The 19948-nt window shown below is 47.6% G+C and carries 17 protein-coding genes; 16 read left to right on the top strand and 1 reads right to left on the bottom strand.

Going from position 1 to position 19948, the window contains the following annotated elements:
• Nucleotides 1-86: 86 nt before the first annotated feature.
• The 7 genes from FSU_RS06430 to FSU_RS06400 all read left to right on the top strand — a co-directional run bounded on the left by FSU_RS06430 (nucleotide 87) and on the right by FSU_RS06400 (nucleotide 6641).
• The gene (locus tag FSU_RS06430) at nucleotides 87-923 is read left to right on the top strand and encodes a DUF3450 family protein (protein ID WP_014545655.1); all 837 of its coding nucleotides are present in this window, start codon (nucleotides 87-89) and stop codon (nucleotides 921-923) included.
• The gene (locus tag FSU_RS06425) at nucleotides 920-2527 is read left to right on the top strand and encodes a MotA/TolQ/ExbB proton channel family protein (RefSeq protein WP_014545654.1); all 1608 of its coding nucleotides are present in this window, start codon (nucleotides 920-922) and stop codon (nucleotides 2525-2527) included. The genes FSU_RS06430 and FSU_RS06425 overlap by 4 nt, the downstream gene beginning before the upstream one ends.
• Nucleotides 2528-2575: 48 nt before the next feature.
• The gene (locus tag FSU_RS06420; protein ID WP_014545653.1) at nucleotides 2576-3280 is read left to right on the top strand and encodes a MotA/TolQ/ExbB proton channel family protein; all 705 of its coding nucleotides are present in this window, start codon (nucleotides 2576-2578) and stop codon (nucleotides 3278-3280) included.
• Between the two features lie 24 nt (nucleotides 3281-3304).
• Nucleotides 3305-3709 carry an ExbD/TolR family protein gene (locus FSU_RS06415; RefSeq protein ID WP_014545652.1) on the top strand — a complete coding sequence of 135 codons (405 nt, stop codon included), beginning with the start codon at nucleotides 3305-3307 and terminating at the stop codon, nucleotides 3707-3709.
• A gap of 13 nt (nucleotides 3710-3722) precedes the next feature.
• Nucleotides 3723-4367 (top strand): energy transducer TonB, encoded by a 645-nt coding sequence (locus FSU_RS06410; RefSeq protein ID WP_014545651.1) that lies wholly within the window; start codon nucleotides 3723-3725, stop codon nucleotides 4365-4367.
• Nucleotide 4368: 1 nt separating this feature from the next.
• Entirely contained in the window at nucleotides 4369-5394 is a 1026-nt protein-coding gene (locus FSU_RS06405; protein WP_014545650.1) for a tetratricopeptide repeat protein, read from the top strand.
• A gap of 338 nt (nucleotides 5395-5732) precedes the next feature.
• Nucleotides 5733-6641: a PD-(D/E)XK nuclease family transposase gene (locus FSU_RS06400; RefSeq protein ID WP_014545649.1), complete on the top strand. Its 909-nt coding sequence runs from the start codon at nucleotides 5733-5735 to the stop codon at nucleotides 6639-6641.
• Nucleotides 6642-6752: 111 nt separating this feature from the next.
• Here FSU_RS06400 and FSU_RS06395 read toward each other — a convergent pair whose 3' ends face one another.
• The gene (locus FSU_RS06395; protein WP_014545648.1) at nucleotides 6753-7193 is read right to left on the bottom strand and encodes an RrF2 family transcriptional regulator; all 441 of its coding nucleotides are present in this window, start codon (nucleotides 7191-7193) and stop codon (nucleotides 6753-6755) included.
• A 155-nt stretch (nucleotides 7194-7348) separates the two neighbouring features.
• Here FSU_RS06395 and FSU_RS06390 point away from each other — a divergent pair, with 155 nt between their 5' ends.
• The 9 genes from FSU_RS06390 to FSU_RS06350 all read left to right on the top strand — a co-directional run bounded on the left by FSU_RS06390 (nucleotide 7349) and on the right by FSU_RS06350 (nucleotide 19738).
• A complete protein-coding gene (locus tag FSU_RS06390) occupies nucleotides 7349-8236 on the top strand; it encodes a sulfide/dihydroorotate dehydrogenase-like FAD/NAD-binding protein (RefSeq protein WP_015731853.1) in 888 nt (295 codons plus the stop codon).
• The gene (gene gltA, locus FSU_RS06385; RefSeq protein ID WP_014545647.1) at nucleotides 8236-9735 is read left to right on the top strand and encodes an NADPH-dependent glutamate synthase; all 1500 of its coding nucleotides are present in this window, start codon (nucleotides 8236-8238) and stop codon (nucleotides 9733-9735) included. Before FSU_RS06390 ends, gltA begins: the two co-directional genes overlap by 1 nt.
• Before the next feature lie 177 nt (nucleotides 9736-9912).
• Entirely contained in the window at nucleotides 9913-11472 is a 1560-nt protein-coding gene (locus FSU_RS06380) for a glycoside hydrolase family 5 protein (RefSeq protein ID WP_014545646.1), read from the top strand.
• A gap of 138 nt (nucleotides 11473-11610) precedes the next feature.
• A complete protein-coding gene (locus FSU_RS06375) occupies nucleotides 11611-12096 on the top strand; it encodes a hypothetical protein (RefSeq protein ID WP_014545645.1) in 486 nt (161 codons plus the stop codon).
• Between the two features lie 157 nt (nucleotides 12097-12253).
• The gene (locus tag FSU_RS16540; protein WP_014545644.1) at nucleotides 12254-12529 is read left to right on the top strand and encodes a hypothetical protein; all 276 of its coding nucleotides are present in this window, start codon (nucleotides 12254-12256) and stop codon (nucleotides 12527-12529) included.
• A 183-nt stretch (nucleotides 12530-12712) separates the two neighbouring features.
• Nucleotides 12713-13546 (top strand): TIGR02147 family protein, encoded by an 834-nt coding sequence (locus tag FSU_RS06365; RefSeq protein WP_015731851.1) that lies wholly within the window; start codon nucleotides 12713-12715, stop codon nucleotides 13544-13546.
• On the top strand, nucleotides 13539-14234 hold the full coding sequence (locus tag FSU_RS06360) for a hypothetical protein (protein WP_014545643.1): 696 nt from the start codon (nucleotides 13539-13541) through the stop codon (nucleotides 14232-14234). The genes FSU_RS06365 and FSU_RS06360 overlap by 8 nt, the downstream gene beginning before the upstream one ends.
• Before the next feature lie 126 nt (nucleotides 14235-14360).
• Complete coding sequence (locus FSU_RS06355) at nucleotides 14361-17054, top strand: beta-L-arabinofuranosidase domain-containing protein (protein WP_014545642.1); 2694 nt, start codon at nucleotides 14361-14363, stop codon at nucleotides 17052-17054.
• A 146-nt stretch (nucleotides 17055-17200) separates the two neighbouring features.
• Nucleotides 17201-19738, top strand: a complete 2538-nt coding sequence (locus FSU_RS06350) for an InlB B-repeat-containing protein (protein ID WP_014545641.1) — start codon at nucleotides 17201-17203, stop codon at nucleotides 19736-19738.
• Nucleotides 19739-19948 lie beyond the last annotated feature (210 nt).

Below are 19948 nucleotides of genomic sequence, written 5' to 3'. Positions count from 1 at the left end.
AATTTTTTTTATCAAACACGGTGACACTTTTGGTGGGTCCAGGTGTTTAAATAATGTAATTTAGAGACAACCTATTTGGAATAGTTATGAAACGATTGAATATATTGCCTTTTGCGGTCCTTGTTTTCTCGCTTTCGGGCCTAGCTTTTGCAGACTACGAGTCCGAAATTCGCGACCTGAAATTGCAGAAGGAAAAGCTGAATTCTGAAATTCAAAATTTGAATACTCGAATCGCGTCGACGGATTCGATGCTACGTGCCGATGTGTCCCACCGCCAGTTGCTTGAACAGCGCTACAAGGCGGATGTGGAACGCCGTAATCTGGAAATTGATAGCCTGAATGCCAAAATTCGCAAGGTGGCATCAAGCCTCCAGCAGGAGCGCAACAAGCAGGCCCGCGCGAAGAACAAGAGCGATAACGTGGCCGCAAAACGCCGTGCATTGCGCGGTGAACTTGCCAAAATCTGTAAACAGCTCGAAGTCCAAATTGCGCAGACGCTCCCGTGGGAACGCGACAAGCGCCTTGATCGTGCAAAATCTTTGACGCGTGAAATCGAAAGCGGAAACGTGACCGAAGAAGAAGCATTTTCTCGCATGAAGTCGCTCGTGAATGAAGAAATCAAGTTTGGCGATGAAGTTTCTGTGGTCAACAGCCCGCTCACTCGCAAAAATGGCGAAATTGTGAATGCGACAATTCTCCGCATAGGGAACCAGTGGATGGTCTATGTTGATGAAAACGGAGCCTCTTACGGTCGCCTGGAACGTAAGCTGGAAAACGATAAGATTGTTTATGAATGGAACGAAGAATTGAATCTTGAGGAACGCGCCGCTGTGAAACTTGCCATCGATGTGAAGCAGGCTAAAAAGCCACCTCAGATTGTAAAATTGCCTGTAAGTTTGTCTGTTGTGGGAGGCGTGAGATGATTTTAGACGAAAGAAATGGTGTCATCCTGAGCGGAGCACATAGTGCGAAGTCGAAGGATTTAGTGAAGTTTTTTGCAATTGTCTTAATGCTCGCCTCTTCTGCTTTTGCATGGCCATGGTCGAGCGACAAGAAGAGCGCCGAAGACGAAGCCCGTATCAAGGATTCCTTGTTGCAAATCGAAGTGCGCAATTTGCAGCGCGAAGTCGAAACGCTTACCCGCATCCGCATGCAAAAAGCCGATTCCCTTGAAAAGCTCGATGCCAAGCATTGGAGCAATCGCTATGCCGAATCGCAGTTGACCGAAGAACATCAGAATAAAACGCGTGAACTGGACGGTCGCTATTCCAAACTCTCAACAGATCTTGGCCGCGTCACCGAAGAAGTGATGGCAAACAAAAATGTCACTGAAGAAGCGGAAGAAAAGTCCAAGAGCGAAGAAATTGCATTTGATGCGCTCAACACGCAAGTGAAGCTTTCCATTGAAAAGACTCTTGGCGATGTAGCGGGCGATTATCCGGTCGGGATGAACAAGCGCCTTTTGAACTTGAAACGCGCCAGTGCTGAAGCCGAAAAGAATGTGCCGAATACGATTGCTGCGGTGCAGGGCTATATGGCAGATTTGCTTGCCCGTCACGAAGTCACTTACACGCAGTCTTATGGTGCTGAACTTTCGCAGGTCGGTACGCGCCCGGATGTGAACGTGAATCGTTTGCGCTTGGGAACGGTGTTCCTCGGCGAAGTGGCAAACGACAATGGTGATGTGCAGGCGCTATTGCGCTCTGGTGCTTTGCAGGGCAAGGTCTTTGAATGGAATGCAAATCTGCCCACGGAAATGGCTGCAAATATCAAGTCTGCCGTGAACCAGGCGGGCTCGGTGGCAAGTGCTGCAACGGACGCGCAGGCTACTATCGCAATTCCGCTTGATGTACTGCAGAACAAGGCCATCAAAAATTCTATCACCGATGCAAAGGAACTCACTTGGACCGAAGAATTCAAGGTGTTCTTCAAGAAGGGCGGTATCGTGATGTATCCGCTTTCGCTTGTGGCGATCATTGCGCTCCTCTTGTTCCTAGAACGTTTCGTGATGCTTTCTTACCGTGGTCATCTCGGCCGTCGCTTCACCAAGAAAATGGATGCGCTTGTCGCTGAGAAAAAGTACGAAGAAGCCGCCAATCTCTGCCTCAAGAAAGAGACGAGTCTTGCAATGGTGCTTTTTGCCGTGCTTAACAAGGTAAACGACACGCGTGAAAATGCGGAACGCTCCTTGCAAGAAGCTTTGCTCCGTGAACAGCCGAAACTTGAACGCCGCATGGGCCTTCTGGCGGCGATGGGTACGATTGCTCCGCTTCTGGGTTTGCTTGGAACGGTGACGGGTATCATTACGCTCTTTACTGTCATTACCGAAGTCGGGACGAATGATGCTCGCGTGCTTGCAGGCGGTATTTCTGAAGCTCTTGTCACGACTGAAATGGGCTTGGTCATTGCAATCCCTGTGATGATTTTGCATGGGCTCCTGAGCGAAAAGATTGAAAAAATTACCAGCGAACTCTACGTGCAAAGTACTTCGCTTATGAATAAAGTCTTTGGAAAGGAAAGTAAGTAAAATACGTCATTGCGAGTTGAAAACGCGGCAATCTCATCTGAATGAATTATGACTGATTTTCATTACATATTCATAGAATCTCTGCGGAATACGTATGAGGCGGGTGGCGTGGTGATGCTACCCATCCTCTTGTCGGGCGTTGTTGGATTCTATTTCCTTTTCTCGAGTTGGTTTCGCATCGGTAGCGATTTTTTCAGAAAGGATATCACTAAAGTCGTGAGGCGTATGCAGCGCGGCTTGACCGGCGAAAGAGCTGTTGTTGGAACCGAATCTTCCTCTGATGAACAGCGTGTGCAGACGACTTTGACAAACCTTCGCAAACGCGGTGGATTCCTTTCGAGAGAACTTTCTTACGCGATTGAAATTGCGCAAAAAAATTATGACGAATTTCGCGACTACATGCAAGTACGCATGATGAAAAGTGTGCGCTACATGGAACAAGGAAACCACATTGTTTCTGTGATGGCTGCAGCCGCGCCGCTCTTGGGCCTGCTTGGAACGGTTACGGGGATGGTCTCGACTTTTGAGGTAATCACGTTGTACGGAAACCAGAACCCGGTGCTGATGGCGGATGGAATTTCAGAAGCCTTGATTTCGACGCAGAGCGGGCTCTTGATTGCGTTCCCGCTGACTCTTATGAAACAGCGTTTGGACGAACGCATTGAAATCTTGAAGCAGGAAATGGAACTTGGCGCAACGGTAATCGACAACTATTTTGCAACCCGAGCTGGACAACGTCATTGCGAGCCGTAGGCGAAGCAATCTAAAGGATTTGTTATGGAATTTAATTTACCGAGAAGAAAACAGAAAGACGTGGGCATTGAAATGGGTCCGCTGATGGATATCGTGTTCATCTTGCTCATCTTTTTTGTGGTGACGTCGTCGTTCACTCGCGAAACGGGTGTGGATGTGACGAAACCGCAGGCGCAATCGGCGAGCCAACTTGAAAAAGAAAACTTGCTCATAGCCATCACGCGTGAAGGGACGATTCACATGAATGAACGCCAGGTGGATTTGGCGAGCCTGCAAGACATCTTGAAACAGTCTCTCGCCAAAGCGCCTGACCGCGAAGCCGTCGTGATTGCCGACAAGGAATCCGAAACTGGCGTTCTCGTTCAGGTCATCGATATGTGCAATTTGGCCGGCGTCAAAAAAGTCTCCATCGCCGCCCAAGCAGAATAATCATAGACGAAAGATGAAACTTGTTAAGAAATTATTAAAGCGTTTTTCAATCCTTCTCGCGGCGATTCTCGCGAGCATGGTTCTCGTATTCTCCGTGACGATGGCGAACTTGTTCTTGACGGGTAAAATCTTCCACGAAAAGAAATTCATCAAGACCGAAGTCTCCGTGAAAAAAGTTGAAGAAGTTGAAAAGAAAATTGAGAAAAAACGCACGGCACGCAAGCCAAACCGCCAAAAGTCCAATTCGCGCTCGCCCAAAGCGGGACCGCGTTTTGCCATGGCTCTTGGCGCCGTTTCAGGAACTGCGGGTGCTGCCATCAATAGCGAGCTCGTTGCCGATTTTCGAGGCGGCGCGCTCTCCACTGAAAAAGGCGATGTCGATAAAAAGCCGGAAAACCGCTCCATGCCGAATTTCCAGGTGCCGCCGCAAATCCGTGACCGCGAAATAGATGCCATGCTTCGTCTCAGTTTCTGTGTGGATGTTGGCGGACGCGCGTATGATATCAAAGTCATCGAAGAATCTCCCGCAGGCTCTGGACTTGCGCAAGCGGGGAAGGATGCTATTGCTCGTATGACTTTTGCTCCCGCTGAAAAAGATGGCAAAGCCGTTGCTTTCTGTGGCATGGAACAACCTTTCGAAGTGAAGTTTAGAGACTAGTATGAAACCGCTTTTTCTTGTTTTGCTTTTTGTAATGTCGTCGTTTGCGGCGCAATCGTCTTTTGACTTGATGGAACGCGCAAACGCCCTTTATCGCAGTGGGAAATTCAAGCAAGCTATCCTCTTGTACCGCAAGGCCGAAGACCGCGGCGCCGATCCCGTTGCCGTGAGTTTCAACATTGCCAATAGCTATTATCAAATGGACAAATATCCCGAAGCTGCCGCCGCCTACCGCAAGGCTGTGGACTATTCCGAAGGCAATTTTGCACCCGCACTTTTCAATATGGCGAGCGTCTACTTCCGCTTAAAGCAGTTCCCGGAATGCATTGCCGTTTACCACCGTGCGCTCAAACTCGACCCCGATAACATTTCCGGCTGGCTTTACCTCGGCGAAGCCTACACCAAAACCGGCGACAAAGTCGGAGCCCTCCGCGCCATCGAAAATGCTTACCGCCTCGACAAAAATGACATCAGCATCGTTTACCAGCTCTCCGAGGCAAACATTGCTCTGAACGACTTTGACCGAGCCGTTGCCGTAATTCGCGAAGGCTACACGCTCCATCCCGAAGAATCCGATTTCCTAGTCTACCTCGGTGACGTATACCGCCTGAACAAGAATTTCGAAGAAAGCGCCAACGCCTACCGCGAAGCCCTCAGCGTGAAAATCGACGACACGCAAATTATGTACAAGCTTGCCGATGTCCTCGCCGAAGATAAAAAGCCCTACATCGCCATGGAAATCTTAAATAACATTTTGCAAATCAAGCCTGATTTCTCTGATGCCGCTATCTTCATGGGAAACCTTGCGTACGATGCAAAGTTCTATGATCGCGCCGAATATGCCTACGAGCTTGTCGCCAAAAACGGGAATGCTGAAGCCGTCTTTGGCTTCAAGAATATGGCCTACGATGCCCACGCGCAAAAACGCGACGAGGAATCCGTGCGCCTCCTGAATGTCGCTTTAAAATATTTCCCGAACGACGCTTCCCTCATTGCAGACTTGCTCGAAATGCAGTCTGGAAACTGAAATACATTTTGGGGGCGACAAAGTTAAGGCGTAGGGACCGCTTCCTTTGTGTTAACTCCGCTCAAAAAGAGCCCCTATAAGACCTGCTTTTGAATATACCTTATTTTATGCGGCTTTGCAAATGATGTGGCTCTGGAAAAATCAGAAAAATTGAATAGATTCTTGTATTTTGGGCCAATTTTGGGGAGGCTTTGTATTTTTTGCTAGTGAAGTGTTGAAATCCATAGTTGACAAAATAAACGATTTTGCAAACGGTTGTTTGCAAAATTTGCAAAGTTTCGCTTTTTGAAAATTCTCTATTGTAGATTAGAACCTCCAAACTTAATGGAGGTGTAATTATGAATCAATCTATTCCTGAAAAGCTAAAAGGCAAAACCTACATCGACCCGAGAACCGATACCGGATTCAAGAGCCTGTTCGCCAGCAAGGATGCCATCAAGGACTTCGTTGATGGAATCTTGCACCTGAAAGGCGACGACCAAATCAAGAATCTGAATTACTCGTTTGAACATACGTTAAGATTTATGATTCCCGAAGAGCGGAAAGTCATTTTGGATGCTTTCGCAACTACGGGTTCTAAGCGTTTCCTTAATATTGAAATGCAGAAGGCAGACCACAGTTTCTTTATCGACCGAACCATATTGTACAAAGCGTTTTTGATTATAAAAGGCAAGCATGAAATGGATAAATCAGAAGAATTTAAAACGCTCACAAAAGAAGAAAAGGAATACCGGCGTTATGAAATTCCCGAAACAATATCCATTTGGATTTGTGATTTTGAATTGCCGTACTGCATGGAAAAATACATTGATGAATGGGCTATTTATAGCAAGGAAGTGTTAGATGGAGGAATCATCGAGACGTTATTCCCCAAAAATAAGTATATTATTGTAAGTCTGCCGAAGTTTAATAAAACCGCAGACGAGGTAAAAGATCCTGTTGACGCCTGGCTCTATGTGCTCAAACACGCGCATGAGGGCGAACCGCTTCCTGACTTTGGGAATGGAATCGTCAACGACGCCTTGAACCGCATCAAAATTGAAAACTTGGACAAAACCACTCTGAACGAACTGGAGCGAGAAATGATTGCAAAAGAAGAAATAGAATGTCGTTTGGCTGGTGCCAAGATTGAGACTCGATTTGAAATGGTCGATGCGATGCTTGCTAACGATATTCCTATTGAAAAAATCGCTATTATTTCCGGTATTTCTCTGGACGAAATTAAAAAGCGCAGCGCGCAGCGCTGATGTCCCTAATGCTTTTGTATTATATATCTAAAAATGCAAAAAAAAAACGGCGGTTTTGCCGCCGTGTACATGCACGAAATTCAGTCCGGAAAGTGACTTGATTTCACGCTTTTATTTTTCATTGCAGAGCGGGCGCGCAATTTTTGGGGCTTTGCGGGCCAGTTGCTCGATCGTAATTCCCGTGAAGTAATCCTTGATGATTTTAGCCAAGTCCTTCCACATCGGGAGTGTCGGGCAGACGTCTGCACGGTCGCAACCGTTTTTCCCGTCAGCAACACATTCCACCGGGCTAATGGATGTCTCAATGACACTCAGGATTTCCCAGACCGTGAGTTCAGCCGCTGGCTTTGCTAGCTTGTAGCCGCCGCCTTTGCCGCGTGCGCCTTCGAGCACATTGTTCTTTACGAGGACTCCAAGAATCGCTTCGAGATATTTTTCGGAAAGTCCCTGACGTTCTGCCAGGTTGTGTAGCGGGTGGAATTCGGATTCTCCGTTTTCTGCCATATCAATAATAACGCGAATAGCGTATCGACCTTTCGTTGATTCTCTCATGATTCATGACTCCTTTGAACTACAATATAAATATAATTACAATTATTGTAAATTTTTTCCTACAACTTTAGTTGGCTTTTTTCAGCTCTACAGCCTCCCTTTACATATTTTTTTACTATCAGTGGTCAAAAAAAATTTCTATATTGCCTCGCATTATGGCAAAAATTCTCTTTAAAAAACAGTTATCTCCCGCGGTATTCCAATTCCGCGTCCACGCCCCGCTGATCGCGCAAGAACGTAAGGCAGGACAATTTATCATCCTCCAGACGAACAAGGACAATGGTGAACGCGTTCCGCTCACCATCGCCGATGCCGATACGAATGAAGGTTCTATCACCCTCATTTTCCAGACGGTTGGCAAGACGACGACCGAACTTTCTAAGTTCGAAGTCGGTGACGATATCCCGGTCTTGGTTGGCCCGCTCGGTTCTCCGACCCATATCGAAAACTTCGGCCACGTGGTCTGCGTTTGCGGTGGTGTCGGTATTGCCCCGATGCACCCGATTGTCCAGGCTCTCAAGGCGGCAGGTAACAAGGTCACCATCATCATGGGTGCCCGTAACGAAAGCCTCTTCCTCATGAAGGAAGAAATGACCGCTCTCGCTGACAACATCATTTTCATGACCGACGACGGTTCTTATGGCCGCAAGGGTCTCGTGACCGAACCCCTTAAGGAACTTTGCGAAGACACCAAGGGCAAGCCGGACATGGTCATCGCTATCGGTCCTCCGATCATGATGAAGTTCTGCGCTCTCACCACCAAGCCGTATGGTGTGAAGACTGTCGTTAGCCTCAACAGCATCATGGTCGACGGTACGGGCATGTGCGGTGGTTGCCGCGTCACTATCGGCGGCAAGACGAAGTTCGTCTGCGTTGATGGTCCGGAATTCGACGGCCACGAAGTCGACTGGAACAACATGCTCCAGCGTATGGGTGCGTTCAAGCCCCAGGAACAGGAAGCATTGCACCGCTTCGGTGCCAATGACGGTCACAAGTGCAACATCGACAAGATGGCTGATGCCAAGGCTAAGGAGAGCAAATAATGTCTGAACATATGACTCGCGAACAGTTGGACGCCGCCGCCAAGGTGGAACTTGAAAAGATTAATGCCCTTCCGAAGCCCCTCAAGCCGAAGGACAAGACTGCCATTCCGGCCCAGCCGATGCCGCAGCTCGAACCGTCCTATCGCGCACGCGTGATGGAAGAAGTGGCTCAGGGTTATACCGAAGCACAGGCTATCGTCGAAGCTAACCGCTGCCTTAACTGCAAGAAGCCGTTCTGCGTCGAAAGCTGCCCGGTGCACATCGACATTCCGGCCTTCATCGCAAAGATTGCCGAAGGTGACTTCAAGGCTGCTATCGCAAAGATTAAGGAAACGAGCTTGCTCCCGGCAATATGTGGCCGTGTGTGTCCGCAGGAACGCCAGTGCCAGATGAACTGCACGATGGGCAAGATGCACAAGGACGTGAACCAGGCAGTCGCTATCGGCCGCTTGGAACGCTTTGCTGCTGACTATGAACGCAACAACGGTGGCGCTTCCGTTCCGGCTGTTAAGCCTGCAACGGGCAAGAAGGTGGCTGTGATCGGTTCCGGTCCTGCCGGCTTGGTCGTCGCTGCTGACGTTCGCCGCGAAGGCCACGACGTGACCATTTTCGAAGCTTTCCACAAGCTCGGTGGCGTGGTCCGCTATGGTATTCCTGAATTCCGTCTTCCGAAGAAGATTGTGGACAAGGAAATTGAATCTCTCGCCGCTATGGGCGTGAAGTTCGAAACGAACTTTGTGATTGGCCGTACTCGCAAGCTCAAGGACCTCATCGAAAAGGATGGCTTTGACGCTGTGTTCGTCGGTACCGGTGCAGGTCTTCCGTTGTTCATGAACATCGAAGGTGAAAACCTCGTCGGTGTGTTCGCTGCTAACGAATACCTCACTCGCGCAAACCTCATGCGCGCTTACGACAAGGAAAATGCCGATACGCCGATGTGGCCTGGCAAGAACGTTGTCGTCCTCGGTGGTGGTAACGTCGCTATGGACGCTGCCCGTATGGCACTCCGCCTCGGTGCAGAAAAGGTCCGCATCATTTACCGTCGTAGCATGAACGAACTTCCGGCCCGTAAGGAAGAAGTTCTCCACGCTCAGGAAGAAGGTGTCGAATTCTGCGTTCTGCAGAACCCGGCCAAGATTCTTGGTGACGAAGCAGGTCACGTTCGCGGCATGCTCGTCGACAAGTACGAACTCGGCGAACCCGATGAAAAGGGCCGTCCGCGTCCGGTCAAGGTCGAAGGTGCAAGCTTCGAAATCGAATGCGACACCGTGCTCGTTGCAATCGGTAACGGTTCCAACCCGCTTATCAGCAACACCACTCCGGAACTCTCCGTCGACAAGAAGGGTCACATCCTTCTCGAAGATGCAACCGCCAACAAGACTTTCATGGAAAAGGTCTACGCAGGTGGCGACATCGTGCTCGGCGCTGCAACCGTGATTCTCGCCATGGGCGAAGGTCGTCGTGCTGCTGCAGGCGTCAATGAGTTCCTTAAGAAGTAATTCTTGACTGTCATTCCGGCCTTCGTGCCGGAATCGCCTAACGCACTTTAAAAAGAGGATGGCTTCGGCCATCCTTTTTTGCTTTCGTTCCTTTTTGTCAATTCTTCCTTTTTTGTGACATCGCCTTTTTGCGAATCTTTTGATTATATTCATAGTGGGGGTATTTAAGGAGATGTTATGGTTCAATCAAAATTTTTTGGAATTGCCTGTGGCGTAGCATTTTTCGCAGGCTCTGTTTCTGCAGCCACTCTTCCAACGGCGAAAGAAGTTCAAGCCAAGATGGGCATGGGCTTCAACATCGGTAACTCCATGGAAGTGCCGAACAGCCCGACCTTGTGGGGTAACCCTTACCCGACTCAGCCTTTGCTCGATTCCGTGAAGGCGGCGGGATTCAATACGGTGCGTATTCCTTGCGCTTGGGATAGCCACACGAGTGGTGGCAAGGTCACTGAAACTTGGCTCGATTCCGTGAAGACGGTTGTTGATTACGCGATGCGCGCAGGCCTCTACACGATTTTGAACATCCACCACGAAGGTGAAGGTGGTTGGTTCCAGAGCAACATCGGCACGAGTGTCGATAATACCATCGATAACAAGATGAAAACTTACTGGACGCAAATTGCGAACAAGTTTAAGGATTACAACGAACGCTTGCTCTTTGCGGGCGCAAACGAACCCGGTCCGAATGTGAACACGTGGACATCGCAGCATGTGCAGACGCTCATGCACTACTACCAGACGTTTATTGATGCTGTCCGCGCTACGGGCGGCAACAACGCCACGCGTACCTTGATTATCCAGGGTCTCAATACCGACATTGACAAGTCGGTCAAAAGCGCTCCGGTAAGCACCTTCCCGAAGGACAAGGTCGAAGGCCGCTTGATGTTCGAAGTGCATTACTACGACCCGTACCAGTACACGCTCATGACGAGTCCTCAGGATTGGGGTGCTCCAGGTGGTGAAATGATTCAGCCACAGTATTACTATGGCGACTACACCAAGGCTAGCGAACCCAAGCGCAATGCGGGTTACAACGCCTGGGCGGGTTCCGTCGATTCCAAGCTCGGGAGCATCGTGCATCCGCAGGAACAGTTTGCCAAGATGAAGACGAATTACGTGGACAAGGGCTATCCGGTCATTGTCGGTGAATTTGGTGCAAATGTCCGCTCTCCGGAATTGAGCGGTTCCGATCTGAATCTCCATAAGCAAGGCCGCGTGCAGTGGCACAAGGATGTCGTTTCGGCTGCTAAGCAGTACGGCCTCACCCCGATTCTCTGGGACATGGGCAATGAAAGCAGTACTGGCTATGACAACATGGCTTATATCCGCCGTCAATCTTCTCCGGTGGGCAAGGTCCTTGAAACAGACGTTATCAACGCCATGCGTAGCGTTTACAGCCTCGGCAATTACGTGAACAACGGCGTCACGCACGTTGAAGACTTTATCAATGGCGGTAACGACGCGCCCGCCTCCAGTTCTAGCGAAATTGCGCAGTCCAGCAGCTCGGCAACGATTGCTTTGCCGACCATTCTCGCAACTAACCAGGTAAATCTCCGTCGTGCTGGCAACACGCTTTATGCATCCGGCGATATTACTCTATTTGACATGAACGGAAACCTCGTCCGTTCCACGAATAATGTGCCTGCTGGACAGGCCCAAATGCAGCTGCATGGTCTCCGCCAAGGCAACTACATCGCCAAGTGCAAGAATAGCGTCTTGCAAGTCAAGATTCGCTAACAAAACCACCCCGCGGGCATTTCAAACAATGTCTTTTGCGGGCTTTTCCTAGCGTCGTTTTGAATAAAAATCTCCGCCTCGGTGGGGATTTATTTATATTATTTTGTAGGATATTCAAATATAAAGAGGGAGCCCCCTATGAAAAAACTTTTTCCTGTTTTGACGGTTGTATTTGCGCTTCTCACTGGATGTGCTAAAACCATGCAATTGGATGATCCCAATCTCTATGACCAGTACCTCACTAAAAGCTATAACCAGCCTGTTGGAACTTGCTTCAATGCGGTGAAAGGAGCGTTTGCCGAGAAAAAGGTTGCGCTGACTAAAGAAGATGCCGAAAACGGGCGAATTGTGACAGAACGTCATGACGCTTTAGTTTATGCCACATATACAGGCTACCGTACAGGGAATGTGACTAACTATAGTGGAGGCATGGGCAAAATAACGCACCGCTATTATATTGATGTGAAGGGCGATGAAAAAACATGCACCATAAAAGTGACCAAGTACAAGGCATGGAATAACGAAAACGAAGCAACCTATGTGAAGGTTGATGATATTTATAATTATTACTGGGGTCCGCTTTTCAAAAGCTTCGAAAATCATTTCAATCCTGACGAAGAATAGGTGTTTAAATTTTGCTTCGGTATAATAAGGGACGGCATAAACCGCCCCTTTATTTTTTTTCCCGGGAACTCTTTACAGTCTTTTTTCGCCGGCAAGAGGCCCCCTTTACCACTTTTTTTGAATAGTGTATATTGATTCGTGTATTGTAAGCGAGGCTATGAAAATGAGCGATCACAATTATGAACTTTATGTCGAAAAGAAAAACGCAAGAGCCGAGGGACTTGCTGAAGGTCGCGCTGAGGGACGAGCCGAAGGTCGTGCAGAAGGTCGTGTTGAAGGCCGAGTGGAAGGTCGTGATGATGAACGAACTGCGGTTGCTCTTGATATGCTCGCCGACAATGAACCGATTGAAAAAATCGTCAAGTACTCGCACTTGCCCGAAAGCAAAATTCTTGAATTACGAGATTCTAGGGCTACTTACAGCAGTAAGTAGCGTTGTGTTCCTCTTCTTTAAAAGGGACGGTGTTTTGCCGTCCTTTCTCTATTATACAAGGTGTATTATATAGATTTTGAAAGCTTGTTTTCTTGGAAAAATATCTCTTTTATAACTTGAAAATGCTTTTCCCGTATAATACAAATATTGACTTCTGTATTGTAAAAATTTATTTTAAAACCCATGAAGTCTATTTTCGAGTACCGCGATTACCATCTCTATTTGCAGGATTATTACGACGAACGCAAACGTCTCGGAGCGTTCTCGTGGCGTGAATTTTGCCGCAAGGCGGGCTTTTCATCCCCAAATTTCTTAAAACTCGTCTCCATGGGGCAAAGCAAGCTCAGCAAAATCAAGGCAAGTCAGGTGGCAAAATCAATGGGCCTCGTTGATTACGAAGAAGAATACTTCTACCAGCTTGTCGCTTTTGGTAATGCCGAAAATAACGAATCGCAGCGTACCGCATTTCTCGAAATGCAGCGGATAGCCTTGGAGCATCAGGTCCGCGTTGTTGAAAAGGATGCGTTCCAGTATTACGAATCCTGGAAATACCCGGTCATTCGTGAGCTTGCTCCGATGATGCCTGGCGCAACGCCTCGCGACCTCGCCGAAGAATGCAAGGAATACGTCTCTGCCGAAGAAATCCGCGATGTTTTGGACTTTCTCGTCAAGGCGGGCTTCCTCAAAAAGGAAGGCGAGAAAAAATATGTGCAAACGGAACAGACCGTTGTCGGTTCCAAAGAAGCGCTCCCTATCGCTATCCGCGCTATGCATAAAGAAATGGCCATCATGGCTGCCCGTGCTGTAGACCGCTATTCTACAAGCGAACGCTTTTTTAACGGTGCTACGCTTAGCGTCAATCAGGATGCCTACAATAAAATTGTTGAAGAAATCAAGGCGTGTTGCAAAAAGGTCGTTGCCATTGCAAATGAAAGTTGTAACTTTGATCAAGTCTGCCGAATTAATTTTCAATTTTTCCCACTCACCGATAAAGTAACGGGGAAGAGCCATGCTTAAGAATTTATACTTGATTACGTTTTCTTTGCTCGCTTTTGTAGCATGCTCCGGTGACAACTACGCTACCGGAACGGTGGACCCGAATGCGAATCCGCAAATTGCCGAAAACGATGGCTCTTCAAGCAGCTCTTCAATTCCCTCTAGTGGTGCTTCCCGTTCGGATGATAAAATCTATATCGAAATGCCTGCGAATGATGGTGTCTTTGTTGTCAAACAAGGCCGTCCTGTTTCTTTAGAAAAAGAAGAACTTTACACGGTCACGTTTCAAAAAGAAGCAACGACTAAGTATACGATTGTTCGTGTGTCGGTGAGTGCTGATGAAAAAGCCGAAGGATCGATTGCGGTGTACTCCGAAGAAAAGGGCGCCTCGGCATCTTGTGTAATTGACGAGAAAAATTATTCTTCCCAGTTTAAGATTGGGCAAAACAATCGTGTGGAAAGAAGTATAAAGCTGGAAAAATTTGGCAGCGGTTGCGATGAACTCTTTGAACAGTTCAAAAAGCTTTGCTTGCTCCAGAGTGTAAATGATGAACTCAGTGGCGCTTGCGACGACAACGGTACTCTCGAAGCCTATTGTGCCTATGTCGACGAAACTGCCGTATTTGACACCCTCTTGGACGATTTTACCACGGAATCCAAAACGAATTGTGGCGACAATAGTGTTCAAATCGATTCTTTTGGGATTTAGCCCTTTGTCAAATCAGCAAAACTAATTGCCAAAGCCCCATTCCTAACGCTCGTTATCCAATCTATTTTCTAGGGTAGGGAAGGAACCGCGCGTTCCCGTGACTCACTTTAGAAAAAGGTGGCTCTTATGAAGTTAGGATGGTTTGGTAAACAATTTCGCACGGCGCTCGCTTTGACGGGGCTTGCGTGCGGTCTCGGATTTTCACAGGATGTGCTTTACCCCGACATGTTCGCGTTGTCGGATGTGCAGCTTTTGGATGGCGTTTTAAAGGAACGCCAGGACTTGAACGTCGAAACGCTCCTCAGCTACGATGTGGACCGATTGCTCGCGCCTTTTTACGAAGAAGCGGGTATGAAGCCTAAGGCAAGCAAGTTCCCGAACTGGGCGGGTCTTGATGGCCACGTGCTTGGACATTACCTGAGCGCCTTGGCGATGCATTACGCCGATAATGATGACGTTCAGGTCAAGGAACGCCTCGAATACATCTTGAAAGAACTCAAGACGATTCAGGACCAGAATTCCAAGGACAATAACTTCAAGGGTTACATTAGCGGCGTGCCGAATGGCAAGCAAATGTGGCTCAAGATGAAGAATGGCGATGCTGGCGCACAAAACGGCTATTGGGTGCCGTGGTACAATATCCACAAGCTTTATGCGGGCTTGCGCGACGCTTATGTTTATGCGGGCTATGAACAGGCAAAGACGATGTTTTTAGCTCTTTGCGACTGGGGCATCACGATTACGAACGGCCTGAACGATTCCAAGATGCAACAGATGCTCGGTACGGAACATGGCGGCATGCCCGAAGTCTATGCCGACGCTTACAAACTCACGAAAGACGAAAAGTATTTGAATGCCGCAAAGAAGTGGTCGCACCAGTGGCTTTTGAATCCGATGTCGCAAGGCAATGACAACTTGACGAACGTGCATGCGAATACGCAGGTGCCGAAAGTTGTGGGCTTCGCGCGAATTGCGGAACTCTCTGGCGATGAAAAGTACAAGAAAGGTTCCGATTTCTTCTGGCAGACGGTCGTGAACAAACGCAGTATCGCCATTGGCGGCAACAGCATTTCGGAACATTTCCCGGCGCTCAACAATCACAAAAAATTCATCGAAGAACGTGAAGGACCAGAATCCTGTAATACGTACAACATGCTCAAGTTGACGGAACGTCTGTTCAACATCAAGCACGATGCGCATTACACCGACTTCTACGAACGCGCCCTCTTCAATCACATCCTTTCAACAATCCACCCGACGCATGGCGGCTATGTCTACTTCACTCCGGCTCGTCCGCGCCATTACCGCGTGTATTCCAAGGTTAATGCGGGTATGTGGTGCTGCGTGGGTTCGGGCATGGAAAACCCGGCAAAGTACAACCAGTTTATTTATACGAAAGACAAGGACGCTCTCTACGTGAACCTCTTTGCCGCATCCATATTGAATTGGAAAGACAAGAGCGTCAAAATCAAGCAGGAGACCGCCTTCCCGAAGGGCGAAAGTTCCAAGTTCACGATTACCGGTAGCGGTGAATTTGACATGCAGATTCGCCATCCGTACTGGGTCAAGGAAGGTGCATTCAAGGTCATTGTCAATGGCGATACCGTTGTGAAAAAGTCTACGCCGTCGAGCTATGTTTCGGCAGGGAAGTCCTGGAAGTCTGGCGATGTTGTCGAAGTGCTTTACCCGATGTACACGCACGTCGAGGATTTGCCGGGCGTGACCGATTACGTGGCGCTTTTGCACGGTCCGATTGTGCTCTCGGCAAAGACAGGTACGGCTAACCTGAACGGCCTTGTCGCCGATGATGGTCGCTGGAGCCACATTGCCTCCGGTGCGTTGGAATCGCTGGATCAGGCACCGATGCTTGCGAGCAAAAAAGAAGATATCCCCTCGAAGGTGGAACCGGTGAAAGGCGAACCGCTGCACTTCAAGGCGCCTTACCTCTTCGCAAAGCAAAAAGACGCAAACCTGCTTTTGCAGCCCTTCTACGAAGTGCATGACGCCCGTTACATGATGTACTGGATGGTGCTTACGGACCCGAGCATTCTCGATCGCCTTGAAAAAGAGCAAAAAGAAGCCTTGGCGCTTGACGAAAAGACTGTCGATAAGGTCGCTCCGGGCGAGCAGCAGCCAGAAGTAGACCATAAGATGAAAATCGAAAATTCCACTTCCGGCACGCACCAAGGTGAATTCTACCGCGATGCTGGTAAGTGCTCCGGCGGCGATGGCGGCCTCATCAGCTACGAATTCGAGACGAATAGCGAAGATTCCTTGAGTCTCATGGTGCGCTACTGGGGAAACGAAGGATGCACTCGTACATTCGACATCACGATTGACGATGAAAAGCTAACGACCGAAACGATTTCGAACCGCTGGAAAAAAGATGAATTCGTGAACGTCACATACCCGATTCCGGACAAGATGATTAAGGGCAAAAAAATCGTGCGCATCTCGTTTACGGCAAGTTCCGGAATGGTGGGCGGCATCTATAGCGTGCGTCTCCTCCGCAACAAGCCAAAGCCCGTCGTAGAAGATCCGCCGATAAGCATCAAGTCGGTCGCTGCCGCAAAACAAGGCCTCCGCGTGCGTGCTGACCGACAAACGCTCCAAATCGCATCTCCGAGCGTTCTTGCCCGCACGATGAACGTAAAAATTTATTCCATGGACGGGCGCCTGAAACTCACGCAAATGCTCCCCGCAGGCGCAAGCGAGTTTAATGTTGATATTGCGGGCCTCAAGAACGGTAACTACGTCGTACGCCTCTTCCAAGATGGCCTTGTTCGCGGCTACACGCTATTCAACAAAAACGGGCTTTAAATACTAAATAGTACACTCCTCTCCAATAAGTCCTCGCGTCTGCGGGGACTTTTTCGTATTCCTAGTTACATTGCATGTAAAAAAATTGCACTTAAATTTTTTCGCATGTTTATTTGTGTATATTATTAAAATGAAGGAGTGTCTTTATGTTGTGCTGCTTCCGTAGAATTTGGGTGCTGTTTATTTGTTTGGTATTGGTGACCTCTTTTGCTGATGCTAGAACCATCACGTACATATTGAATGGTGGAACGAATCATCCGGATAATCCAACAAGCTATGGCAATGAAATCACTAAAAAAATCGAATTAAAGCCTGCTACACGTGAAGGCTATGCTTTTTTGGGATGGTATATCGAGTCTGCTAGTGCATGCACTGTTAGCCCGAATTGGAATTTTGAGCGTTCTTTTAAAGGGGATCCGGAATCATATATTTCTCATATTCTCGGTGACTTTACGGTCTCGGCAAGATGGGGACTTGTTCCCAAAACGCCGCAAATAGATGAACGCGGCTGTTATTTAATCCACTCTGCCGAGGAACTTTATGGACTTAGAGATGTTTTTTATGTTGATGGCCGGTATTCTATCGTTGATCCCGTGTGTGTCTCTCTCCAAAATGACATTGTTGTGAACAAGAACCTTTTGGATGCAGAAGGGAATCTATCTTTAGATGATTATGTGTGGTGGCCGAGTTTGAACTTCTTTGGAACGTTTGATGGCAATGGTTTTTCAATATCGGGCTTGAGAGGCGAAGGGGGCTTGTTTGATTTTTTGGAACGCAGAAGTGTCGTGAGAAATTTGGGAATCAAAGACTCCTATTTTTCTGCGAATACGGCTGGCGGCTTAGTCGGAACGGTTGATTGGGAAACTTGGATATATAATGTTTATTCTGAAGCGTCTGTTCATGGAACTCAATATGCAGGGGGCTTGGTTGGAAAAGAAGTTATAAGTGAAAATTGTCTTTTGACTGCTCCAGCAATATCGGCGGACTATGTTCATGTTCTGGATAGAAAACGCTCCAATGCGTCTTCGATTGAGAACGCTTATAGTTTAGGCATTGTCGAAGGTGGAACTGTTGGTGGAATCGCTGCTAGCATGAATCAAGCTGTTTTGAATAATGTCTTTTTTCTCGGAAAACTGCAGGGCTTGAAATCGGACTGCATCGTTGCTGTAAAGGAACCTGTTTGCTCTGCGGGTGATTCTGTTTTTGTGATAGAAAACGCCCTGTGCATGGATTCCAAGGATACTTCTGTTTCAAAAGCGACTTCGCTAAGCAAAGAACAATTTGCTGATGGAACGGCGTTGAATATTTTGTCTAAGAATGACGATTTGCGATGGACTCAAAAAATCGGTACGGATCCGCATCCCGTTTTCGATGGGGTAAAGGTCGAAATTCGTTATGTTTTGAATGGCGGCGAGAACAATGAAAAGAATCCTCGTTATTTTACGGTTGGCGACAAGCCGATCGCTTTAAGTGAACCGCATAAGGCGAACGATGTGTTTGAAGGTTGGTTTTTGGATAGCGCCTTTACAAATAAAGTGGATTCCATAGATACAAGGAATCTCGATGATAGAATCTTGTATGCGAAATGGAAAAGCCGTTTTATTATCACTTTAGAGATGGGACTGTATCGTGGCTCTTATGACAAACAATACTGTTATGGTTCGTGTAAAATTGAATGGTCAACGGATTCATCAACGTTTGTTTTAGAAAAGGCGTATTCTGATGGATATACTTTTGACGGCTGGTATGTGGATTCTCTCTTCACGAAAGAAATTAAAGAAATTCCTGAAGATAATACAGATGATATCACCGTGTATGTCAAGTGGAAACCTGTCGTATATACGATTACGTATCACCTAGTTGGTGGTGTAAATCATCACGATAACCCGACAACTTATACGGTTCTCGAAAGCCCCAAAGTAAAAGATCCAACTCGTGAGGGTGCCGTATTTTTGTCTTGGCGGGAAGAAAAACCTTATGAATGGGCGAATCCGACTTGGCCGGAACCGCCTACTAATAGAGATTATTATGCACAGTGGATTCCTGTTCCGCAAAAACCATTAAAAGATTCAACAGGGTGTTATCTAGTTACCTCAAAAGAGGAATTGTATTGGATTGAACAATCCGCCGACAGAAAATGGTGTGCGTCTCTTCAGAACGATATTGTTGTCAATGAAAACATGATAAAGGATTCTAAACTGAATCTTGATACAAATAGTTATTTTGTTTGGAGACCGATAGCGTATTTTGAAGGAACATTTCTGGGGAATGGACATTCCATTTCTGGTTTGTACCTAAAGTCCGGTGATGGGTATGAATCGTATGATGCGTACAAATATGGGGGACTGTTTAAATCTGTTCAAAGGGATGCAAAAATCTTTAATGTAGAAGTAAACGACTCGTATTGTGATGGCCTTGTAGAGCATCTGGTTATTGCCTCGGTCGTTAATAATAAAATTGCTCTTCCGAAAATATTGCCGAAAAGCACTTGGCGTATTGCCGTAAGTGGAAACGTTGTCGCCATGTCAGGGCTAATGCCGGGCAAGACACTCCTCGTGATGGATGTCCAGGGGAGAGTTCTTCGCAAGTTGCGTACGGAATCTTTGATGAATATCGATTTTCCCAGTGCAGGAAGGTTCTTAGTCCGTTACGGGAATGAAATTAGGGCTATTTCTATCCGATAAATCGAATTGTAAAAAACATAAAACAGAAAAAGCTCCAAACTGAAAGTTTTCGCTCCGCGAGGACTTTTTTGTCATGGAATACCTCTTTCGTCTCTCGTCTGTAGGGGCGAAGTCCCGTTCTCTCGTCTAATTTATGTTACCGAAAATAAACATACGTTGCGGTTTCCTCAATGCGTTGTTGTGGTAACCAACATGTAATTATTTTTTTCA

Source organism: Fibrobacter succinogenes subsp. succinogenes S85 (assembly GCF_000146505.1).
Taxonomy (GTDB): domain Bacteria; phylum Fibrobacterota; class Fibrobacteria; order Fibrobacterales; family Fibrobacteraceae; genus Fibrobacter; species Fibrobacter succinogenes.
The sequence above is the reverse complement of the archived record's forward strand: the minus strand, read 5'-3'. Positions and strand labels throughout refer to the sequence as shown.